The sequence below is a fragment of the Porphyrobacter sp. MBR-49 genome (assembly GCF_053628655.1).
On record NZ_JBRJGU010000002.1, the window covers coordinates 362,375 to 381,496 of the forward strand.

Consider the following 19,122-nt stretch of genomic DNA (forward strand, 5'->3'; position numbering starts at 1 on the left):
CATTTTACGCCGAGGGGGGAAGAGACGTGAATCGATCCGAATATGTGAAAAGCGTTTTCGTGGCGCTGGCTCTGATCGCAATTCCATTCTTCTTCGACGCGCTCCGTCTCCAACACTTTCCGGCCCCTGCCTCGGCAGGAGGGGAAATCGTCGAGCCAACGGGATTGTTCATCGCATTGTGGCGGTTCGCAGTGCGTCAATCATGGTGGATTTGGCTTATCAGTTCCGCTTCGGGGTATATATCCTTCTGCTGGGCAAGTTCGCAGCGTTTCAAAACGGTAGGCCTCAATTCGAACCTTCCGTGGCTCCCAATTCTGTTGGTGGCATTTCTCGCGCTGGCTCAGAGTATAAGTGGTGGCGCCGAAAGCGCCTATGTCGAAGCCGGAAACCGTATGATTGAGAAGGAGGTACAAAGCCCCGGTTTGCAGGCTCGGATGTTGCTCATCGCCTCATACGCCGTCATCTTCTCGCTCGCCGCCTTCTCGAAGGAGATCGAAGCGTAGAATGTCGTCGCCAGCCTCACCGGCAGCAAGCGGAGGAACGTCTGATCGCCCCATGTCGGTCAGCGCGGCGCGATTTTGCGCCGTGCCAACTCGTTACCGATCATGCGGATGGCGTATGAGGCATCGTTGAACGCCTTGCGACAGGGTGCTGTGGCTTGGTGACGCAACGCTCGGGCGAACAGGTCGCGGAGTTGGACGTCGGTTTTCTTGGTCAGGTTTTCACGGGTCGGTTTGAACATCGTCTCCTCCTTTTTTCGCGCCCCGGCATGGGCCGCGTGTCACGAGAAGCCGAATCCGTAGTGTCAGAGGTGATGCATTCCGCCGCGTCGTGGGGGAAGCAAAGGGAATCCGTATGCAGGCTTTAGGCCTTGCATCATGTCCGTCTGGCACATCCGGTAGGTTGATGGAGAACGGCGCGCCCTGACGGGCGCTTCGGAAATATGGAGGGGAGATAATCGAAGCTGTCCCCGCCGGACATCTTCAAAGAAAATCGCCTCTCACGAGGATAAATGTTTGCCCTTGGGGTTTGCCGTTGCCTTACGGCCCGCGCTCTATTCGCTGGGGCTCACGGAGCCTGTAGTCTCCGCCGTTCGGTGACGATCACTAACGGATAAAGGCTGGGGCACTGCCCCCAGCGCGCTTCGGATCACGTTCCGCCCAGCTTCCTTCACTGACGTTTCGTGCAGCAGGTTCCCCGCGAACGTGCCCACTCCGCTTGCCCCCCGATGCTCGCCGCATGGGCAGGGTTTCAGAACGCACCTGAAACCCAAACCAAACGGAGGATAAAATGGGAGAAGTCAAAGCGATCACAACAAACGAACCCCCCCGCATCTATGTCGCGTGCCTTGCCGCCTATAATTGCGGTTATCTGCATGGGAGCTGGATTGACGCAGCGCAAGACGCATGGGCTATTTATGATGAAGTGAAAGCCATGCTGGCGACTTCACCCATCGAAGAGGCCGAGGAATGGGCCATCCACGATTACGAAGGGTTCGGCAATGTCCGTATCTCGGAATATGCGGGATTTGCCTATGTGAGCGGCCTTGCCGCCTTTATCGCCGAGCATGGCGAACTGGGCTTGGCGGTGCTGGACTACCACAACGGCGACCTTGAGGAAGCGAACGAGACATTATCCGACCGCTACCTTGGTTCATATGCCAGCCTTGCCGACTATGCGCAGGAGGTGACGGAGGACACGAACACCATTCCCCAAAGTCTGGCCTACTACATCGACTACGAAGCAATGGCGCGGGACTCTGAATTGAGCGGCGACGTGTTCACCGTGCAAACGGCATGGGATTCCGTCCATGTGTTCGCGGGGTGCTGAGCATGGAAAAATCACATCAAGACTACAGGCCCGGACATTGCTGGTATTACCTCCTTGGAGGCCGGCGGCCGACCCTTAAGGAAATCAGGGAAGATGCGGAGGATTGCGGCTGTCGCGGCTATCTGGCGGCTGAGCTGGACAGGATCGACCGCATGAGCGAACCGACACGGACAGCGCGGTTGCGCGAACTGCGCGGGCAGGTCGTCGCACGGCTGGCGAAGGATGTTGCAGGTTATCGAGCGGCAGCGCGGAATCTCGCATTGCGCAGGGCATCGGGCGCGGACGCGCCGCCCTTCACGGTGGCGGACGGCGTTCACGTCGCGATGAGCCTGAAACACAGCCATCTTGCCAATGACTTTGCGCATCTGCACGTGCTGGATGAATTGCTATCGCGCCAGCTTGACCTGTTCGGGGGGCGGCTATGACCGCGACCGAAACACTGACACGCGAAGATGTGGAAGAGGCGTTCCGCCGCGCTACCAATAGTTTCATGGGAGCGGCGGAACGATGGGCGGCCTGCGTAAAATCAGGCCTTACAGATGAGGAACTGGCGCAAGCCCTTCGCTATGAACTCGGAATTGCGGGCGGAACGGGTGGACGCGGCGTTCTGTGCGTTGCCTACCAAGGCGCGGGCCTGAAAATCTGGGCCGCATGGGATGTATGTTCGCTGGCCCCGCCAGTCCTTGAGGGCGCACGGACGGTAGCGTTCGCACGGGAGGTTTACGGGATTCCCGACCTGTCCGACGAACAGATGAACTTATTTTGAGTGCGCCAAAATCGGCGCGCCCATGCCCTTGATCGGCATGGGCGCGGATGTTTCATGGAAGCGGCCTTGCGAACAAGGTCAGATCGACAGTGTTGTCGAGGGTTGAGGGATAAGTCTCGCCCTGAACCTCGAACCCGAATTCAGGGAGCAATGCCCTCATCCTCGCGGTCTTCGTGGTGGCATAAATGCCTTCGGAACACCCCGTAGCCCCAAGGGCTGCGCCGATCAGCGTCCGAGCATGACCCCGACCGCGATATTCTGAGTGAACGACAATCCAGCCCAATTCGAGAGGGTAGGAATCGGCGGACACGCCGACCTTCGCCTTGCGAAAATCACCGCGCCGATGGCTGTCATGCGGGCGTTTGACCGCCGCTGTGCCGATCAGTCTGTCCCCGTCATAGAGCATGACGAGGGCAACCGCCGCTTCGACCAAAGCGGACAATGTCTGCGCATTGACCTCGCGAGCGGCGATCACGAACGCCTTGAATGCGTCCTTGGCTTCATTGGACATCTCCGACGGTGATGCCGTTATTGTCCTGATATCTGTGCTTGATGCCATTCCATCGCCCCCGATCATAATTTCACCATGCCCGCGACTTTGACGCAAGCTTTCCCCCAAGGCCCATGCACCGCCAGCATAGCCCCTTTCCCTGTTTCATCATCAGGGAAAGGACGACCGATATGGCACGCATATCTGCGCAAATGCTCAATGAATGCAGGGTCGATCTCTACGACCTTTGCGCAGGGCTGGCGGGGACGTTGCAACTCGATCTTGCCGATTTCGCGGCGAACATCGGGATGGCGAGCGCACGGGAGATTGCCGCGATGCGAAGCGGCGAGCCGTGTCTACCTATCTCCTCGATACCACGCCTTGCGATCATTATGCTGCGGCTACAGGACCGCGTGAACGCAGCATATTTCCGTGAATTGCAGGATTCCCTCGCCCTTGATGCGCCCCAAGGCGAATTGTGCGACCCGTCGGGAGATGACGATATTCCGTTCTGACGGTTTTGGCGGTGGTCGAGCGGATTTGCTCTTGTCAGGTCATTTGCGCGGATAGCTGGATGAACCCATCGGCTTTCTTCATGGGATTTTGAAGACCCGTGCAGCACGGGATCAATGCGGCTCGCTTCCTGCAGTCATTCCATTCATTCCGTGCAGCTCCGCCCCCGTCATACGGGCGTTCCGGCATTTGACCCCGCGCCTCAAGCCCCCGTGTCTTTCTTCGCTCCCATGAAGCCGACGGGATCATCCGTACGGCAAATCACAAAGGAGCAATCATATGTCTGACACCACCAAAAACCGTCCTGCCTTCCGTCTCTATTCCGTGACTGGCGAAGGCAAATCCGCCCGCTGGACCGATATCGGCGTGGCCTGGTCAACCCGCGACGGAAAGGCCTTTACGCTCACCCTCAACGCCCTGCCGCTCAATGGTCGCATCGTCATGCGCGAGACGGCGGACAAGGAAACCGAGGCCGCCGCTTGAGGCGGCCTCCCACGACCCCGAGGAATTCCTTGCAGTTTCTCGCGAAAATAGCTAATATAGAGAATATAACCACTTCCTAAGGAGGAAGCCGATGAGCGACATTTCAGTGAGTGCCACCGAGTTCCAGACTCGGGCTGGACTCTACATCGAGCAGTCTGGAAAGGCACCCGTCTTCATCACGAAGCACAAGCGGCCCGCCCGCGTGCTAATCGACATCGACGAATATGAGCGACTCAAATCTCGCGATACCCGTCGCGCCTTCGCCACGGAGGAACTGCCCGAAGAGTGGGCCACCGCACTCGAAGCCGCCGCCTATGGTGACGCCGACCCCGAACTAGAAAAACTGATGAAGTAGGCCGCTCGTGCAGAAACCGGAGCCGGAAATCGGCCTTGTTATCCGATATGATTTCCTGTGGTCGCATGAGCGTGAAAAGGGCTTCGAAGAAGGTGCAAAGGAACGCCCCTGTGTGATCGTTACCGCCGTCGTCCGCAAGGATACCGGCGAGACCGAAATCCTCGTCGCGCCCATCACACATTCCGAGCCGCAGGAAGGCATCGTCGCCCTCAAAATCCCGACCAAGGTCGGCAAGCATCTCGGCCTCGACGATGAACGCAGCTATATCATCGCGAACGAGTCCAACAGCGTCGCATGGAATGACCCCGGCATTGTGCCTGTCATTGCGGGCAAACAATGGGCCTACGGAAAGATTCCGAAGGGTCTCTACGACGCTCTACGTGCCTCGATGCTCGATCTCCTAAACAAGAAAAGGCTCAAGACGGCAGTTCGCAAGAGCTGACTTCACCAGATCGTAAGTCTACCGACCCAATTCCAACCCGCGTGATGGATTGTCGCGCCCGCGTGGCTCGCGGGCTTCGCCCGCTTTCCGCGAGAACTCGCTGCGGATCGAGCGGTGTGCGTTGCCATCCCGCATGAGGCGATAATTCGCGGCCTGTTTGTGCAATTCCAGAATCTGGCGGGCATGGCGTTCCCGCGTCTCCCTGATACGGGCCTGTAATTCCCGCCGCTCTTTATGCTGCGCATCAAGCATGGACTGGCGCTGGTCGCGGTCGCGGCGCAATCCCCAATAGGCTTCGACCTCGTTCTGCTTCACGATCTTGGCGCGGTCGCCCGTCAGGCGATCCCACATGCCCCTGACACCCGTGCGAAGTCGTGCAGCGCGTTCCTGTGTTTCGCGTTGCCAGCGCTGCCGCTGGCCTTGCTCCATCCGACGACGCTCCGCCTGATGGGCGTCCCGCATCGCCAGCCTCTTTTCATGCAACTGCTTCATGGCGTCTTTCGCCTGAGTCTTTGCCTGTTTGAGATAGGCGTCGAGACGCGGGGCGATGGCTTCCGCGATATGGGCCTTCGTTTCCGCGACGGAGCGAAGATTATCGGCCTTGCCAATCTTAGCCGTGACATCCTTGGCTTTCACGCCGATCAGGCGCGAAAGCGCGAACACCTCTCCTTCATAGGTAACGGCGACATGGGAGCGGCGATCACCCTTCGCCAGATAAAGGCCGCGCTCTTCGAGCGCGTGGGCGAAGGTTTGCGCATTATCGGACACCGCCCAACATTCCTGCGCGATGCCCTTGACGGCTTTCGCATCAAGTTCTGCGCGCTTTGCCTGCTGCCACTCGGCAAGTGTGAAACTGCGCGGATCGCGGGCCTTGGAATCCATCAGGCCCGTCGGCATCTTCCAGCCGTTTTCGAGATATAGCTGTTTCGACACGTCACGAAGTTTGGACTTGAAGAAGGAAAGCTGTTTTGCGGTCATGGTCTCGGCATCAATGCGCGACCACACCGCATGGGCATGACGGCGACCTTCCTTTTCATGGAAGACCACCATGCGGGGCTGACCCTCAAGCCCAAGTTTTTTCTCTATCGCGGACAATGCGCCCTCGAAGACTTCAACGGGGACGTTTTCGGTTTCGGGAGGGTTGAGGGAGACAGAGAAAAGATATTGCTTACAGCGCGTTCCCTTCGCCATCGCTTGCGCCTCCTTCATCGCGCCCATGACGGATTCCGACATGAAGCCGCGAACTTCATGCACCTCGACATGCTCGTTCTCTTCTGTTTTTAGGAGGTGCTGACCGAGCTGGGCAGCGCCGCTGCGCTGGGACGCTTTCAGGATCATGGAGTTGCCTCCATGCCGAGAGCCTTAATCAGCAGGGCGCGAATCTCGGCAATGTCCCGTGACGCTTCTGTGAGCGCGTCTTCGGTTTCGGGGGTGGCAGGCAAAGTGCCAAGATTGGCTGCCCGTGCGAGCTGGTTGAGATTATTCGCGATCCGCGACTGCCCCAGTTGCCCCAGAACACGGAGCAGGGAATCGCGGTCGATTTCGCTCAACCGCTTCCTGCGCGGCGGCTCGTCGAGAAGGCGGGAACGGATATAGGCCCCGAGCGGCTGACCTTCGGCCTGCTCGGTCAGCCGTGCCCGTTCCTCGAACGAGAGGCGGAGCGAGAAAGGAGGATCGTATGGCTTTCGTGCCATCCCGCCCTCCGATTACGCTCGCCGACGACGCCTCCGCGCAACCGCAGGACGGTCGCACGGGGCGTGCTCGTCCTTCCCTTCATTGAGGTTTTCAGGTTGCATCTGCGCAAGGCTGGAATGTCGCAAGAGCTTGCCCCATTCCTCCATTTGCTCAAGGAAATAGTTCGAACAATCTCCCAGCTTGCCCGCCACCGGCCTATGAGAATATTGGATTTTTCCTCTCAAGGGACCACTGTTCCCATAATCGCTCCTCGATAGCTAACGCGCTTCTATTGAACGCAGTTGGCTCGTATCGCTCAAAAGGCGAAGTCAGTTTCAGGGGCGCATACTGGTGCAAGGCGAGGAAGCTCGGGACCAAGACACACCGTAGGCGGCGGATAGCAGCAAGAAATGATGGACAATCATGTCCATCTGATCCTGGTGCCCGCGCGCGAAGGCAGCCTGCGCGCCGCGCTGGTCGTGGCGTATCGGCGCTACACCCGGATGATCAATTTCCGCGATGGCTGGCGTGGCCATTTGTTCCAGGCGCGCCTGCGAACGGGCCGCCCGCTGGCAGCAGAGGAATGGATCAAGCGGCAGGAACCGGCGATATGGACTTGTAACGGTTTTGCGCCGGTCTCCTGTTGCGAGCTCTAAACGCTCAGGTGACCGGCGCAAAACCGTTACAAGTCCGCCCTGATCAAATCGTGGTGATGATCCGCTATACAGTTGACCTACCAGCATCCGATTGCAGATAAATGTCCAAGCTGCCAAATGCCGTGTTCAGGCCTTGGCTCTCTTTCTCTTCTTCGACACTTCATACATCGGAATCTCATAGCTTTGCCCAAGAAAATCGTCGCGGGTTGTTCCGAGAGTCTTGATCTCGATCGTTCGCCTTGGCTTGGGTATTGGAGCATTCAACTGTTTGGAATATAGCACGATTTCCTCCACGAAGACATTTAAAACTTTGAGATCCTGTCCTCAAAAGTAGCTTGGAGATATCAGTCGGTTGCGCTTGGCGCGCTGATATATCGCTGATTCCGGAGTTTCGCCAGAAACCACCGAGGATTTAACGATGTGGCCCGAAATCGCTCAAAGTGCGAGGTCACCGAGTGCTGTTTTAAGCTCGCCCAGCCACCGTTCGAACGGTTCCCACGCGCCTTGCCCCTGCCGGTTGAGCGGCTGGCGTACCTGCTCGCTAGATGCGGTGCGCACGGCGCGGGCCGTCTTGTAAAAATCGAGGCAGGCCGCCTCGAACGGCAGTTCCAGAAAATCGAGCATCCGCCGGGTCTGGCCTTCGAGATCGTCGAGCACGTTCTCATGCTGCACCCTAAGCACCTTGCCCGGCAGCACCGCATCCCAATGTGCCATCAGATCGACGTAATCAGTATAATATCGTCCGACTTCGGTGAGGCCGTAGGTAAATTCCTGCCCTTCTGCGAAAAGCTGCTTGAAGCCGGAAAAGCAGCAATCCATCGGCGCGCGGCGGGCATCGATGATCTTCGCTTTGGGCAATATCAGGTGGATCAGCCCGATATGGCGGAAATTGTTGGGCATCTTGTCGATGAAGAACGGCGCGCCCGCGCGATGGATGCGGGTGTTGGCGAGAAAATCGCGCCCAAACCCGGCCAACTGCTCGCCGGTCAGATCATGCAGCACCTGCGGATAACGGTCTTCGCCGACCCGCCGCCCACGCAGGCGGTGGGCGAGCGCGAGGATATTGGGCAGTTCGAGCGTTCCGTCGATCTGCGAATGGCTGGCGAGAATCTGTTCAAGCAAGGTTGAGCCCGCGCGCGGCAGGCCGAGGATGAAGATCGGGTCGGGCGCATCATGGCCGACGCCCTCTTGCTTCTCGAACAATTCAGCGGTGCATGCTTCCTTTTGGCGGGCAAGTTCGGCGCTCATCGCGTCGGCGCTGTAGCGGGTCTGGGCGCGTTTCAGCCGGTTGCCTTCCTCGTAGGCGGCAAAGCTGGCTGCATAGTCGCCGTGATCCTCGTGCGCCTTGCCCAGCGCAAAGGCGATATGGACGCGGTCCATGAAGGCCAGATCGCCGCGTGCTGCCTGTCCTATCATCCGCTCGATCTCGTCATCGGCAAAGCGATAGGTCTTGAGATTGGCCAGCGCGTACCATGCATCGCCGTGATCGGGTTTCGCCGCGATCGCCGCACGATAACTTGCAATCGCCTCTTCGGTTGCACCGGTGGTCTTGAGCGCATGCCCCTTGCTGGTGAGGTTGGCAGGATCGTCCGGCAGCTTTTCGAGCACCTTGTCGAACAAGGACAGTCCGCGCGCATAATCGCCGCTCTGCATGCTCTCGATCGCCAAACGTGACTGAAACAGAGGGTTGTCCGGATCACGTTGGTAAAGCGCTTCGGCCTCGGCCCGCGCTTTGGCGAAGTCCTGCCGCCGCCGCAACACATCGATGTAATCCAGCCGCAGTTGCACATCATCGGGCCGGAAAGCGAGTGCGCTTTCAAGCAGAAATTCGGCTTCCTCCAGCACACCAAATTCGATCCCGATCCGCGCCAGCAGCCGCATCCCCTCGATATGGTCGGCATCGCGCACCGGGTGCGTGCGCAGATAATGGCGGCAAATTTCCTCGGCGCGCAGCAACCGGCCCTCGGCAAGATGGTTTGTGACCGCCACCAGTTCATGCGGAAGCCGGGCTAGGCGCTGTTGCTGGAACGTCGCGGCATTGGCATCGGCCTTGCGCCCGGACTTGGCCAGCAGCCGCGCCTGTTCGCGCCAACTCGCTTCCAGCGCAGGGTTGAAACGTGTGGCCCGCTGGAACGCTGCCAGTGCGGCATCCCGGCGGCCTTGTGCCAAGGCCAGATGCCCAGCCTCTTGCCACGCGCGGCCATATTCGGGCATGGCAGTATGGAGCCGGGCGAGATAATCCCCGGCGGCCGGGAAATCCCCGAGGTATCGCGCAGCGACTGCTGCAAGATAGAGCGCGTCGCCTTCGTCTGGCGCATCATCCAGCAGCGAGCGCGCCAACGTCAGCCCCTCGGCAAAACGGCTCGCCCGGATCGCATCCTGCGCGGATTTGAGCTGTGTCTCGCGATTGCTCATGCTGGCCGGTCTACACGCAAGACGGCGGGGATGAACCCCTGTTCACCCCCGCCGCCTGCGCGCGCCCTGTGCGTGATCAGTAGTCGTAGCCCACTCTGAACCCGACCGTGAGCGGGCGGTTGGTGACGATCCGCGCGCGGTCGTTGACGAAATTGCCTGAAATCTGGGCGCGTTCATCAAACAGGTTTTCTCCGAAGATCTCAAAGCTCCACTGGTCCTTCTCGATCCCGGCAGCCAAATCGACCACGGTATAGCTGTCGAGCCGCAGCCGGTTGATCTCGATAATGTCGGTAAACTTGCTGGCCGAGTGCGTGACCTGCGGCATGACATAGGCGCCCAGCGTCGCGTTCAGATCGAATTCGTAGCGCACCCGGAAATTGCCTTGGAACGATGGCGCAAAGGCCAGATCCGAACCTTCGACCACGTCATCGGTGGGGATCAAAACCTCGGTTACCTCGGTGTCAAGGATCGATAGCGCCCCCGCCACTGTCAGGCCCGGCACAGCATAGGGTGCGAAGGTGAAGTCCGCTTCCAACCCATAAATTTCCGCGTCGGCGGCATTGGCCGAGAAAAACAGGTTGGTGATCGAGGGGTCGAAGATCGTCGTTTGCAGATTCGAGATATCGACATAGAACGCGCTGCCATTGAAACGCAGCTGCCCGTCGATCAGATCGAGCTTCCAGCCGAACTCATAGTTCTCCACCTCGTCGGTCTGCAGATCGAACGGCACGGTAAAGTTGTTCGGCCCCGGTGCGCCGCCCGGACGGTTGAGCAGGCCCGGACGGAAGCCTTCCGAATAGGTCGCGTAGAACAGGGTGTCGGGTGTTGGTGTCAACGTTACCGTGCCTTTGAGGATGGTGCCGTCGGTCGACGCTACATCGGGCGCACGCACCGAATTGAACACACGCTGCGCCTGCGCCGGGGAAAGCCCTGCTGCCTCGATATCAGCAAGACTGTCGTTCAACGTGAAGTTCTGCCGCAGGCTTTCCGAACATGACAGGTTGAAGAAGAAATTGCCGTCCCCGTCGAAAAGGTCGGAGATATTGGTGCCGAAGGCGTTTTCGTCAGTCCCGCTGGTGTTGCAGAAGCTGCCATTGGCGCCGCCTTCAAGGTCGACCTCGACATCATAATATCTTGCGCCCAATGTCAGGGTCAGCAGATCAGGTACAATGTCAAACGCGGCCTCGCCGAACAGACCGAACTGTTCATCGGTGCGGCGGACATCATTGCGGAAGATCACACTACGCGGGAACGGCCCGGCATCGGTGTTGAACGCATCCTGAAAGGGGAAATTGGGCGCAAAACCGCCAAACGGCGCGGCATCGATATTGCCGGGGTAGTTGAAGTCGTTGCGCTCCTTCAGCTCAAGATCGGAATAGAATCCGCCCACGGTCGCGCGCACCGGCCAGGTATCCGGGGTCGAAAAACGCAATTCCTGCGTGAAGACCTGCGTCTGGCTGTCCGAGGTAACGAACAGATTGGGTTCCTGGCAGGTGCCGCTGGGTGCGGCCGCGCCTGGATAGGTCACCGACCCGTCGCAGATGTAATAGGGCAGATACTGGCCCACGAACAGGTAATCGGTGTAGTCGATCCGCTGATCGGTGTCGCGATCAGTATAAGCGCCGGTATAAACCACATCGAGCATCGCGATGCGCCCTTCGACCGTCCAACTGGTGTTGGAGAAATCATCCTCCAGCCGGTCATCCTCGAAGCGCTGGATTTCCAGATCATCGAGCCCGCCCAGTTCAGGATCGGCGAAGAAAACACCATCGGTCTCAAGGCTCTGACGGGTATGGGCGACAGTCACCGTCCAGTCAGGCGTGATTTCCCACAGCGCGGTGGCGCGAAAGCCCGAATACTGGGTGTCGTTGAAATCCTTGCGCACGAGGCCGGCATTGTCGGCTTCAAGGAAAGTTACGCCCGAAAGGTCTGCGGTCGACTGGAACCCGGAGCGGTTGGCGTTCACCGGCACACCATTGGCGCGCACCGTGCCTTGGGGCCGGAAGCGCGCACTTTCAGACAGATCGCGCCTGCCCGCCACATTATCGATATAACCGCCCTGGTCATCAAGAAACACCACGCCGCGTAGGGCGAAGGTGTCGGTCACAGGGACGTTCAGCATGGCCTTGACCGAATAGCTTTCCTCCCCGCTTTTGGTGAAAGACACGCTTGAATCAAAGCTTGCGTCAAAGCCGGACAAATCGGGCTTGTTGGTGATCAACCGAACCACGCCCGCCTGCGAACTGGCCCCGAACAACGTGCCCTGCGGCCCTGACAGCACCTCGATCCGCTGCATATCGGCGGCATAGACATCGAGGTTTCGGCCCGGCTGGGCAAGCGGCTGTTCATCGAGATAGAAGGCGACATTGGGCGCGAGGCCCGCGACACCCGCGACGGTGAGGTTGGGCGTGGTCGATGCCAGGCCGCGGATATAGATCGTGTTCTGCCCAGGCCCGCCGCCGCCTGCAGTGACATTGGGCAACTGGTCGAGATAGTCTTCGAAGGTATCGATATTGAGCTGGGAAAGCTCTTTCTCGCCCAGCGCGGTCACCGAGATCGGCACATCCTGAAGGTCTTCAGAACGCTTCTGTGCGGTTACGATGATCGTCTTGACCCCGCCCTGATCTCGTGGACGCTGGCTGGAGGTGGAGTTGGAACCTGCGTCCTGCGCGGCAACAGGAGACGCAATCGCGATCGCAAGTGCGCCGATCGACGCACCGCCGAGTATCTTTAACATGTAAGCCCCCCTTAGGCTTAGGAACAGGTCGCGATGCAAGGAGTGCACCGACATGACCCAAGAAATGGCACGAGCACGGTAGGCATCGTGGTGATGAAAGGGGCGCTAACAAGGGAAATCTGTGATTTCCACCAGACTCGTCAAAATCATGCAAAAGCTTTTTGTGGCTGTTGCAGAATCACAACACCACTAAATATTCAAGTCGTATTTGCAATACATGAAATAATATCAAGAAAATTTTTCTTCGGGATTTTTTATATGTTATGGTCTGCGATATTTATTATTTATTTTTATTGATATTATCGCACAGTAGTCAATTTTTATTTATAGCATTGTGAAGTTGCACTCAAATCACTCCGCAGCCGATACTTTCCCGGCCCATTCCTCGCAGCCCTGCGCCGTGGTCGGCACGCCATGCTTTTTGCGGATGAGATCAAACACCACCGCTTTGATGATCGCGATGCCCATCAGCGCGACGACAAAGGAGAACGGCAGCGCGCCGATAATCATGGTGATGCGGATCGCCTCGATCCCGCCGAGGATCAGCATCGAGCCGACAACGAAAGCGATCGCCGCACCCCAGAACAAGATGTGGTAGCGTCGGCTGCCCTCATCATCGCCCGCGCCGTTGATGGTGTTGACGATCAGGATCGCGCTGTCGGCGGATGTGACCAGATAGGTCATCAACAGCACCACCACCAATCCGGCCACCACCAGCGCCAATCCCGGCTCAAGCAGCACGGCGAGGGTCGCAAACAGTTGGTCCGACATCGGCGCACCGAGAATCCGGCCTCCGGCAACCCCCGATAATTCGAGCTCGATCGCAGTCCCGCCAACCAGCGCCATCCATACAAAACACATAAGCGAGGGCACGATCGTGACCCCGAATATGTATTCGCGGATCGTCCGCCCGCGTGAGATGCGCGCGATGAACATGCCGACGAATGGCGCGAAGGCAATCCACCACGCCCAGTAGAACACTGTCCAGTCGAGCTGCCATTGGTGCAGCGCTGCGCCCATCGCAGTACCATCGGCGCTTAACAGGCTGAGCGATTGTTGCGGAAGCAAGCGGAGATAGTCCCATAGCCCCACGCCGAGCCGTTCGAGCCCATAGAGTCCCGCTCCGAACGTCGCGAACAGCGCGAGCAGGCTCAGGGATAACCCCATGTTGAGGTTTGACAGCCACTTGATCCCACGTCCCACACCCGACAATGCGCTCAGCGTCGCGGCTCCAACTAGCGTGACCAGAGAAACCACGATGGCAAGCGCCGAGGCCGAGCCGTTCTCGGCCAAGAGCCAGTCGCCTATTCCCAACCGCGCAAGACCGGCGACGAACTGTTCGACCCCTAACCCCATCGTCACTGCCACGCCGAGGATCGTTGCCACCACGGCGACGATGTCGACCACGTGGCCGGCTGGCCCTTCCATAACTCGCCCGAACAGCGGAGCGAGCGCGGAGCGGATCGTCAGCGGCAGATCGCGCCGGTGCGCGACATAGCCGATCGCGAGGCCGACGAGCGCATAGGTGCACCACGCTCCGAGCCCCCAGTGGAGGAAGGTATACATGTAAGCCGGGCGCACCGCCGCTGCGCTTTGCGCTGCGATGGTTCCACGGATGATATCGGGGTTATTGGCAAAATGGGCGAGCGGCTCACCGGTCGAATAGGTCAGCATGCCGATGCCGATCCCGGCCCCGAACAGCATCGAAAACCACGAGAAACGGCTGAACTCGGGCTTTTCTCCGGGTGGGCCGATCCTGAGCGATCCGGTCCCCGGCACCAGCGCCAGCCCAAGGCAGGCGATGATCAGGGCCGTGACGAGATAGACATACCAGCCGCCGAAGGTCGAGATGATGGTTGAATTGGCTGCGCTCAGCGTCTTGCTGGCATTCACCGGAAAAAAGATCGCCCACATGATCAGCAGCGATACAATCACCTTGGCCGGGATTGTCACTGCCCGGCTGAACCCGTCATAGAAGCCGCGGTCGTGGGTTTCGATTTCAAGTTCGACCAGCGGCGGATCAATCGGCCAGTCGGCTGGCTCGCCCATGTGCTGATCTGCCTGTGAGGGTGTCTCGCTGGCCCTGCTGCTCATCGCGTTCCTATCCCGAACGGAACCGTGGCAAAAGGCGACGCGGAATTACGCTGCCGGCATAAATGCCAAAGCTCTGTCCGCTTTCGTGAAAAGGCATGGGGCTGTCCCAGACGGACACCAACGTAACAGTCATGCGCATAGCGGCAATGACCCGTTCCCCGGCTGCGGAGTTTGTGATGGACGTAGTCCTACCCCGCTTGATGGCATTTGCAACCCCTCAGGACAGCACGCAGCACCGCAAGCAACGAATCACCGCTTCACCAGGTAAGGGTGCCTTGCGCCCTAGGTGTTTGGTCCCAGCATGTGATGGGTGGGTTTGGTGAGGCGATGCTCGATGCCGTTGCCTTGGCAGGTGCGGGCGAAGACCAGCTTTGAGGTGCGGTCGACAGCGACGAACAGGAAGCCTTTCCCGCCCTCGTAGCGCAGTTCGGCAATATCGATGTGGAAGTAGCCGATCTCGTAGTTCTTGAACTTCTTCGGCTTCTCGCGGTCGGCTTTGGGCAGGCGACTGATGCCGTGGCGTTGCAGGCAACGGTGCAGCGACGAGCGCGTCAGTTGGGGAATAACATCCTTCAGCGCGATGTAGACGTCATCCAGGGGCAGCCGCGCCTGCACCCGCAGCGCCACGATGGCAGTTTCTTCCATCGGTGAGAGCACGGTGCTGCGGCGCTCCTTCGGACCCATTGGCATGTCCTCCACTGACTGCCGCTTGCGCCACTTTAGGACTGTCTTCTCGTTGATGCTGAACCGCTTCGCAAGGCTCGCGACCGAAGCTTATGATCGCTGTAGCTCGCCTCGAATGGCGTGCGTGGTCTTGGCGCTGCCGCGTAGAATCTGTCCCATAGATCCCTCCGCTGTGATGATAATAATCTTACACCATCACATGCTGGGACCAAACACCTAGGCTCAGAGCCCTAGAGAATGACCCGCTCGAACAACCAGAAGCTGCCAGTTATGCCGATGCCATAGGCGGCGACCCGCAATGCTGGTAGTTCAAGCCGCGGCAGCGCACGGCTTATCGCGGCTAGCAGCGCCAGAACCCCCGCGATCACCAGCAATTGTCCCGCTTCGACCCCGATGTTGAACGCCAGCAGCGCGGCCGCGATTTCCCCCTGCGGCAGACCGATTTCGGCCAGCGCCCCGGCAAAGCCGAAGCCGTGAAACAGGCCAAAGCCGAACGCGACCAGCCACGGCACGCGCCGGGCCCATGTTCGCCGCTGCGGATCACGCAGCACCAGCGCAACCTCCACCGCAAGGAACACGATCGAAAGCGCGATCAACGCCTCGACCGGGCGGCTCGGCAAGCCGGCATAGCCCAGCGCGGTTGCCACCAGCGTGATCGAATGGGCGATGGTGAAGGCCGTCGCCGCCTTTATCACCGGCCATGGCGTCCGCACCAGCAACACCAGCGCAATCACGAACAGCAAATGATCCCAGCCCCACAGGATGTGCTGCGCGCCGATGATGAAATAATCGCGCGCCACCTGCCAGCGATCGGGCGCGGCGGCGATGGTGGCGGTGGGTGCAGCGGCGGTCAGGCGGAATGTCTGCGCCGCGCCTTCGCGCGGGATCATGCGGGCGATGGCATCGGCGCTGCCGATCAGTTCGGAAAAGCCGAAAGCCTGACCGGCCAGCGTGCCCGCGCACATCAGCCGCGCGCTGCCGAGCAATGCCGTGGGCGCGGCGCGCTGCACCAACGCGCCCTGCATGGTGCAGGTTTCCGGGATCACCGGGCCGGGCAGCGCGGCGATTTCCCCGCTGCGGGTTGCGGCGATGGGAATCTGCCATTCGATCGTCCATTCACCCGAAGCGCGTTCGGTCAATTCGATCACCGCAGGGCGCAATTCATCGGCGGTGAGTGGCGCAGCGGCGCAGGCGGCCCACAGCGCGGCCAGCATCGCCACCACGCGGCGGATCATTGCGCGATCTCGACCCGATAGGCTTCCCGCAGAACGGTGAAGGCGCGTTCCTTGCGCGCGGCGATTTCGGCGCTGCGCCAGTCGTTTTCAACGCGTGCGCGAACGCTCTCGAAGTCCACCATATCGCTGTAACGATTGCGCAGCCTGACAAGGTGCCAGCCGAAGCCTGAACGTATAGGCCCCTGCCAATCCTCGCCGGGTTTGAGGGTGGTCAGTCCGCGGGCGAATTCCGCCCCAAACTGGATTTCCACATCGCGCATCGGCTTGCCGCCGACCACGCCCGGGAGGCTGATCGAGCCGCCCCGCACATTTCCGCCCAGCGCCGCTTTTGCCTCGGCCTCGGTCTCGAACCACGCTTGGACGAAGCTGACCTTTTCCTCGCCGTCATACCGGTCTGCATTCTTTTTGTAGAAGGCGCGCAGCACCGCCTCGTCCGGATCGGCTGCTTCCGCCGCCGCGCTGGCCGACAGATCCATCTTGGTAACAAGCCGCCGCCGCACAACCGCGTCCCCCTGGCCCAGCCCCAACCGCAGCGCCTCACGATACAGCACCTCATCGCGCACGAACCGATCAATCGCGGTGGCGAGTTCGGCATCGGTCGGCGCGCGGCCCATCATGCGTTGGAATTGCAGCGCAAGCTCGGCCTGCTGCGCGCGATCGACCGAAATCACCCGGCTCGCAGGATCGACCTCACCGGAGCTGCTCCAGGTAAGCAGCGCAAACAGCGCGAAGCCTGCGACAAGAAAGTGGACCAGCGGTTCTCGCGTCCAGCCGGAAAGCCTCACTTGCGCTCCATCACCGCCGGGGCAGCGGGACGTTTTGCCAGCTTCAGCCAGATCGGCGACGTATAGGCGCGTTCTTGCGCCACGGCGTCATCCATCGCTTCCTTGCTCAGCGTGATCCCGAACCGCACCGCATCGAACAAAGTCCAGCGCGGTGTCGGGATTTCGATCACGCGCACGTAATAGAACGCGCGCTGGCCGGGGGTGTAATCGGGATCGGTCCACACGGTGCGCAGTTCGGTGGCACCGATGGTGTTGGTGAAGGTCGCGTTCTTGCGGTTGACCGTATCGCCGACCGCCGGAACCTTGCCGCCAGACCGCACGCGGGTGGCCATGTCGCTCCACACGGCATCATAGACGCGTTCCTGCGTCTGGCCGCTGGAATCCACCCAGCCCTTGACCACCTGAACGCGGTCAAGATTGGCGCCGTCCGGGTCTTTCAGCGCGCTGATCATAAAGCGCGGCGCGGTGCCCTTGTCGGTCAGTTCGCCGCCCATCGGCACGCCGCTGGCATAGCCCTTGCGCACCCAGTCGCCGTCCCAGTCCTGCGCATCGAAGTCAAAGCCGCCGAACACCCGCACGCTCATGCGCGGGCCGGTGGTGGCGTAAACCTCGCGCCGGGAGAAGGCATCAAAGATTTCGGCGCGCGTATTGCCCCGCGCCCAGGCCGCCGCATAGCCGCCGGCAAGGTAATGCCAGCCAAACCGTCCCTGTGACGTGCCAAGGTTCTGAGACACCACCGCACGGTCTTTATAGGCCGGTTCGTTGCCGGTGTGCTTGCCCCAGAAATTGTCTTCATCCGACGTGGCGAGCGAGGTGTGGCTATCCGTCGAACCGACCATGCCGAAAGCATAGGGGTTCACGCCAAGCTGTTGTTCCAGCGACAGGCCCCGCTTCAACGCCTCGCGCACATAGGACCCGCCGAACATATCATCCTTCATCGGCGCGGTCAGCGGCAGGTTGCCCAGTTCCCAGCCCTTGACACCAAATCCGGCCATTTCATCATTGGGCGAAAGGAACGGATGGCTTTCGCTGTCGCCCTTGATCTGGGCTGCCTCAACCACCGGTTCATAGGTCGCGCGCTTCATCGCGTATTCGGCAGTCATGGGCGACCCATCGGGCATGGTCATTTCGAACATCAGCCCGTTCGAAACGTTCGAATTATGCGGGATCGCCAGCGCCCTGCCGCCGGTGCTCTGTTCATAGGCCGCAAGGTAGTCCCACAGCTGTTCGGCAGTGGTGCTTAATCCCGGAAACGGCAGCACGGTTTCGGTCCGGTCGCGGCCATCGCGGAACATCACCACGCGGTGCAGATTGTTACCATCAGGCATCAAGGTCCATTCAAACCCGGCCAGCGCGGTGAACTTGCCCGGCTTGTTATAACGGTCAAGAATGCTCAGGTGAGTGGCCCAGATGTCGCGCGTGTTCTCTTCCCGATTGGCCTGATCGCGCAGCGCTGCGGGCAATTCGTTATTGGCCGCCGCAGTAACCAGTTCGGCAACGGCGCGAACCGATTGTTCGGGGCTTTCGTGCATCATGTCATACCACCGCAGCATGGTATCATCGCCGATCACCCATTTCACATACCAGCGTGGGGCGTCATAAAGCCGCCGGGTCGCGCCCAGCCCGTCCGAGTGATCGGCAATCACGAGGAAATCGAGCGGCCGCGCCAGTCTGGCCTTACCCCCGGTGGTCGCCTCAACTTCCTCGCCCGAGGCAAAGCGCAGCGCGGCCTCCGGCCCAAGCCTGACGCCAAAGCCGAATGCGTCGATCGAATTGTCGGTGTGAAGGTGGGTGTCGCCCCAATATGGCCGATCGGGAAATTCGGCGAGCGTGATCGTGCCTTCACCGGTGCCGGTCTGTTCTTCGGGCACGTCGGCTTCGCCGCCACACGCCGTCAGTGCCATCGCCAGAACGCTGGCCAGCGTCAGCCGCCTGATTGCGCGGTTCATGCCTTTTCCCCTCA

19 protein-coding genes and 1 pseudogene are annotated in these 19,122 nt (G+C 60.0%); 9 read left to right on the plus strand and 11 right to left on the minus strand.

What is annotated here, in order from left to right:
* Positions 1–26: 26 nt before the first annotated feature.
* Positions 27–503, plus strand: a complete 477-nt coding sequence (locus tag ACSSV3_RS03975) for a hypothetical protein (RefSeq protein ID WP_354323917.1) — start codon at positions 27–29, stop codon at positions 501–503.
* Between the two features lie 59 nt (positions 504–562).
* Here the strand turns inward: ACSSV3_RS03975 and ACSSV3_RS03980 are convergent, their stop codons facing one another.
* Positions 563–742: a hypothetical protein gene (locus ACSSV3_RS03980; protein ID WP_354323918.1), complete on the minus strand. Its 180-nt coding sequence runs from the start codon at positions 740–742 to the stop codon at positions 563–565.
* A gap of 548 nt (positions 743–1,290) precedes the next feature.
* On the opposite strand from ACSSV3_RS03980, the gene ACSSV3_RS03985 reads away from it, so the two are divergent.
* The 3 genes from ACSSV3_RS03985 to ACSSV3_RS03995 all read left to right on the plus strand — a co-directional run bounded on the left by ACSSV3_RS03985 (position 1,291) and on the right by ACSSV3_RS03995 (position 2,596).
* Complete coding sequence (locus ACSSV3_RS03985; RefSeq protein WP_354323920.1) at positions 1,291–1,830, plus strand: antirestriction protein ArdA; 540 nt, start codon at positions 1,291–1,293, stop codon at positions 1,828–1,830.
* 152 nt (positions 1,831–1,982) lie between these two features.
* Positions 1,983–2,255: a hypothetical protein gene (locus ACSSV3_RS03990; RefSeq protein ID WP_354323922.1), complete on the plus strand. Its 273-nt coding sequence runs from the start codon at positions 1,983–1,985 to the stop codon at positions 2,253–2,255.
* On the plus strand, positions 2,252–2,596 hold the full coding sequence (locus tag ACSSV3_RS03995) for a hypothetical protein (RefSeq protein WP_354323924.1): 345 nt from the start codon (positions 2,252–2,254) through the stop codon (positions 2,594–2,596). Before ACSSV3_RS03990 ends, ACSSV3_RS03995 begins: the two co-directional genes overlap by 4 nt.
* A 52-nt stretch (positions 2,597–2,648) precedes the next feature.
* Here the strand turns inward: ACSSV3_RS03995 and ACSSV3_RS04000 are convergent, their stop codons facing one another.
* Positions 2,649–3,107 carry a GNAT family N-acetyltransferase gene (locus tag ACSSV3_RS04000; RefSeq protein WP_354323925.1) on the minus strand — a complete coding sequence of 153 codons (459 nt, stop codon included), beginning with the start codon at positions 3,105–3,107 and terminating at the stop codon, positions 2,649–2,651.
* Between the two features lie 170 nt (positions 3,108–3,277).
* Here ACSSV3_RS04000 and ACSSV3_RS04005 point away from each other — a divergent pair, with 170 nt between their 5' ends.
* The 4 genes from ACSSV3_RS04005 (at position 3,278) to ACSSV3_RS04020 (ending at position 4,879) form a co-directional block, all read left to right on the plus strand.
* Positions 3,278–3,601 carry a hypothetical protein gene (locus tag ACSSV3_RS04005; protein WP_354323926.1) on the plus strand — a complete coding sequence of 108 codons (324 nt, stop codon included), beginning with the start codon at positions 3,278–3,280 and terminating at the stop codon, positions 3,599–3,601.
* A 277-nt stretch (positions 3,602–3,878) separates the two neighbouring features.
* Positions 3,879–4,082 carry a hypothetical protein gene (locus ACSSV3_RS04010; protein WP_354323928.1) on the plus strand — a complete coding sequence of 68 codons (204 nt, stop codon included), beginning with the start codon at positions 3,879–3,881 and terminating at the stop codon, positions 4,080–4,082.
* 91 nt (positions 4,083–4,173) lie between these two features.
* Positions 4,174–4,437, plus strand: coding sequence for a type II toxin-antitoxin system Phd/YefM family antitoxin (locus ACSSV3_RS04015; RefSeq protein ID WP_354323930.1), 264 nt, complete (start codon positions 4,174–4,176; stop codon positions 4,435–4,437).
* A 7-nt stretch (positions 4,438–4,444) separates the two neighbouring features.
* Positions 4,445–4,879 (plus strand): hypothetical protein, encoded by a 435-nt coding sequence (locus ACSSV3_RS04020; protein WP_354323932.1) that lies wholly within the window; start codon positions 4,445–4,447, stop codon positions 4,877–4,879.
* An 18-nt stretch (positions 4,880–4,897) separates the two neighbouring features.
* Here the strand turns inward: ACSSV3_RS04020 and ACSSV3_RS04025 are convergent, their stop codons facing one another.
* Positions 4,898–6,217: a relaxase/mobilization nuclease domain-containing protein gene (locus ACSSV3_RS04025; protein ID WP_354323934.1), complete on the minus strand. Its 1,320-nt coding sequence runs from the start codon at positions 6,215–6,217 to the stop codon at positions 4,898–4,900.
* On the minus strand, positions 6,214–6,573 hold the full coding sequence (mobC, locus tag ACSSV3_RS04030; RefSeq protein ID WP_354323936.1) for a plasmid mobilization relaxosome protein MobC: 360 nt from the start codon (positions 6,571–6,573) through the stop codon (positions 6,214–6,216). The genes ACSSV3_RS04025 and mobC overlap by 4 nt, the downstream gene beginning before the upstream one ends.
* 390 nt (positions 6,574–6,963) lie before the next feature.
* Here mobC and ACSSV3_RS04035 point away from each other — a divergent pair, with 390 nt between their 5' ends.
* The gene (locus tag ACSSV3_RS04035; protein WP_354323937.1) at positions 6,964–7,209 is read left to right on the plus strand and encodes a hypothetical protein; all 246 of its coding nucleotides are present in this window, start codon (positions 6,964–6,966) and stop codon (positions 7,207–7,209) included.
* 435 nt (positions 7,210–7,644) lie between these two features.
* On the opposite strand, the gene ACSSV3_RS04040 is transcribed toward ACSSV3_RS04035, so the two are convergent.
* The 7 genes and pseudogenes from ACSSV3_RS04040 to ACSSV3_RS04070 form a co-directional block, all read right to left on the minus strand.
* Complete coding sequence (locus ACSSV3_RS04040) at positions 7,645–9,624, minus strand: tetratricopeptide repeat-containing sulfotransferase family protein (protein WP_354323939.1); 1,980 nt, start codon at positions 9,622–9,624, stop codon at positions 7,645–7,647.
* 76 nt (positions 9,625–9,700) lie between these two features.
* Entirely contained in the window at positions 9,701–12,361 is a 2,661-nt protein-coding gene (locus ACSSV3_RS04045) for a TonB-dependent receptor (RefSeq protein ID WP_354323940.1), read from the minus strand.
* A 351-nt stretch (positions 12,362–12,712) separates the two neighbouring features.
* Positions 12,713–14,455 carry a BCCT family transporter gene (locus ACSSV3_RS04050; RefSeq protein WP_354323942.1) on the minus strand — a complete coding sequence of 581 codons (1,743 nt, stop codon included), beginning with the start codon at positions 14,453–14,455 and terminating at the stop codon, positions 12,713–12,715.
* A gap of 306 nt (positions 14,456–14,761) precedes the next feature.
* Positions 14,762–15,298: pseudogene (locus ACSSV3_RS04055) on the minus strand (IS481 family transposase); the annotation flags it as partial.
* Positions 15,299–15,369: 71 nt separating this feature from the next.
* A complete protein-coding gene (locus ACSSV3_RS04060) occupies positions 15,370–16,374 on the minus strand; it encodes a HupE/UreJ family protein (protein ID WP_354323944.1) in 1,005 nt (334 codons plus the stop codon).
* The gene (locus ACSSV3_RS04065; RefSeq protein WP_354323946.1) at positions 16,371–17,159 is read right to left on the minus strand and encodes a peptidyl-prolyl cis-trans isomerase; all 789 of its coding nucleotides are present in this window, start codon (positions 17,157–17,159) and stop codon (positions 16,371–16,373) included. The genes ACSSV3_RS04060 and ACSSV3_RS04065 overlap by 4 nt, the downstream gene beginning before the upstream one ends.
* Entirely contained in the window at positions 17,156–19,108 is a 1,953-nt protein-coding gene (locus ACSSV3_RS04070; RefSeq protein ID WP_354323947.1) for a DUF3604 domain-containing protein, read from the minus strand. Before ACSSV3_RS04070 ends, ACSSV3_RS04065 begins: the two co-directional genes overlap by 4 nt.
* Positions 19,109–19,122: the final 14 nt, after the last annotated feature.

Bases quoted from the DNA above. Each gene is read 5' to 3' on its own strand.
- ACSSV3_RS04050 (WP_354323942.1), bottom strand. From the start codon at position 14,455: ATGAGCAGCAGGGCCAGCGAGACACCCTCACAGGCAGATCAGCACATG.
- ACSSV3_RS04035 (WP_354323937.1), top strand. From the start codon at position 6,964: ATGATGGACAATCATGTCCATCTGATCCTGGTGCCCGCGCGCGAAGGC.
- ACSSV3_RS04060 (WP_354323944.1), bottom strand. From the start codon at position 16,374: ATGATCCGCCGCGTGGTGGCGATGCTGGCCGCGCTGTGGGCCGCCTGC.
- ACSSV3_RS04025 (WP_354323934.1), bottom strand. From the start codon at position 6,217: ATGATCCTGAAAGCGTCCCAGCGCAGCGGCGCTGCCCAGCTCGGTCAG.
- ACSSV3_RS04015 (WP_354323930.1), top strand. From the start codon at position 4,174: ATGAGCGACATTTCAGTGAGTGCCACCGAGTTCCAGACTCGGGCTGGA.
- mobC (WP_354323936.1), bottom strand. From the start codon at position 6,573: ATGGCACGAAAGCCATACGATCCTCCTTTCTCGCTCCGCCTCTCGTTC.
- ACSSV3_RS04000 (WP_354323925.1), bottom strand. From the start codon at position 3,107: ATGTCCAATGAAGCCAAGGACGCATTCAAGGCGTTCGTGATCGCCGCT.
- ACSSV3_RS04005 (WP_354323926.1), top strand. From the start codon at position 3,278: ATGGCACGCATATCTGCGCAAATGCTCAATGAATGCAGGGTCGATCTC.
- ACSSV3_RS04070 (WP_354323947.1), bottom strand. From the start codon at position 19,108: ATGAACCGCGCAATCAGGCGGCTGACGCTGGCCAGCGTTCTGGCGATG.
- ACSSV3_RS03980 (WP_354323918.1), bottom strand. From the start codon at position 742: ATGTTCAAACCGACCCGTGAAAACCTGACCAAGAAAACCGACGTCCAA.
- ACSSV3_RS04040 (WP_354323939.1), bottom strand. From the start codon at position 9,624: ATGAGCAATCGCGAGACACAGCTCAAATCCGCGCAGGATGCGATCCGG.
- ACSSV3_RS03985 (WP_354323920.1), top strand. From the start codon at position 1,291: ATGGGAGAAGTCAAAGCGATCACAACAAACGAACCCCCCCGCATCTAT.
- ACSSV3_RS03995 (WP_354323924.1), top strand. From the start codon at position 2,252: ATGACCGCGACCGAAACACTGACACGCGAAGATGTGGAAGAGGCGTTC.
- ACSSV3_RS04045 (WP_354323940.1), bottom strand. From the start codon at position 12,361: ATGTTAAAGATACTCGGCGGTGCGTCGATCGGCGCACTTGCGATCGCG.
- ACSSV3_RS03990 (WP_354323922.1), top strand. From the start codon at position 1,983: ATGAGCGAACCGACACGGACAGCGCGGTTGCGCGAACTGCGCGGGCAG.
- ACSSV3_RS04010 (WP_354323928.1), top strand. From the start codon at position 3,879: ATGTCTGACACCACCAAAAACCGTCCTGCCTTCCGTCTCTATTCCGTG.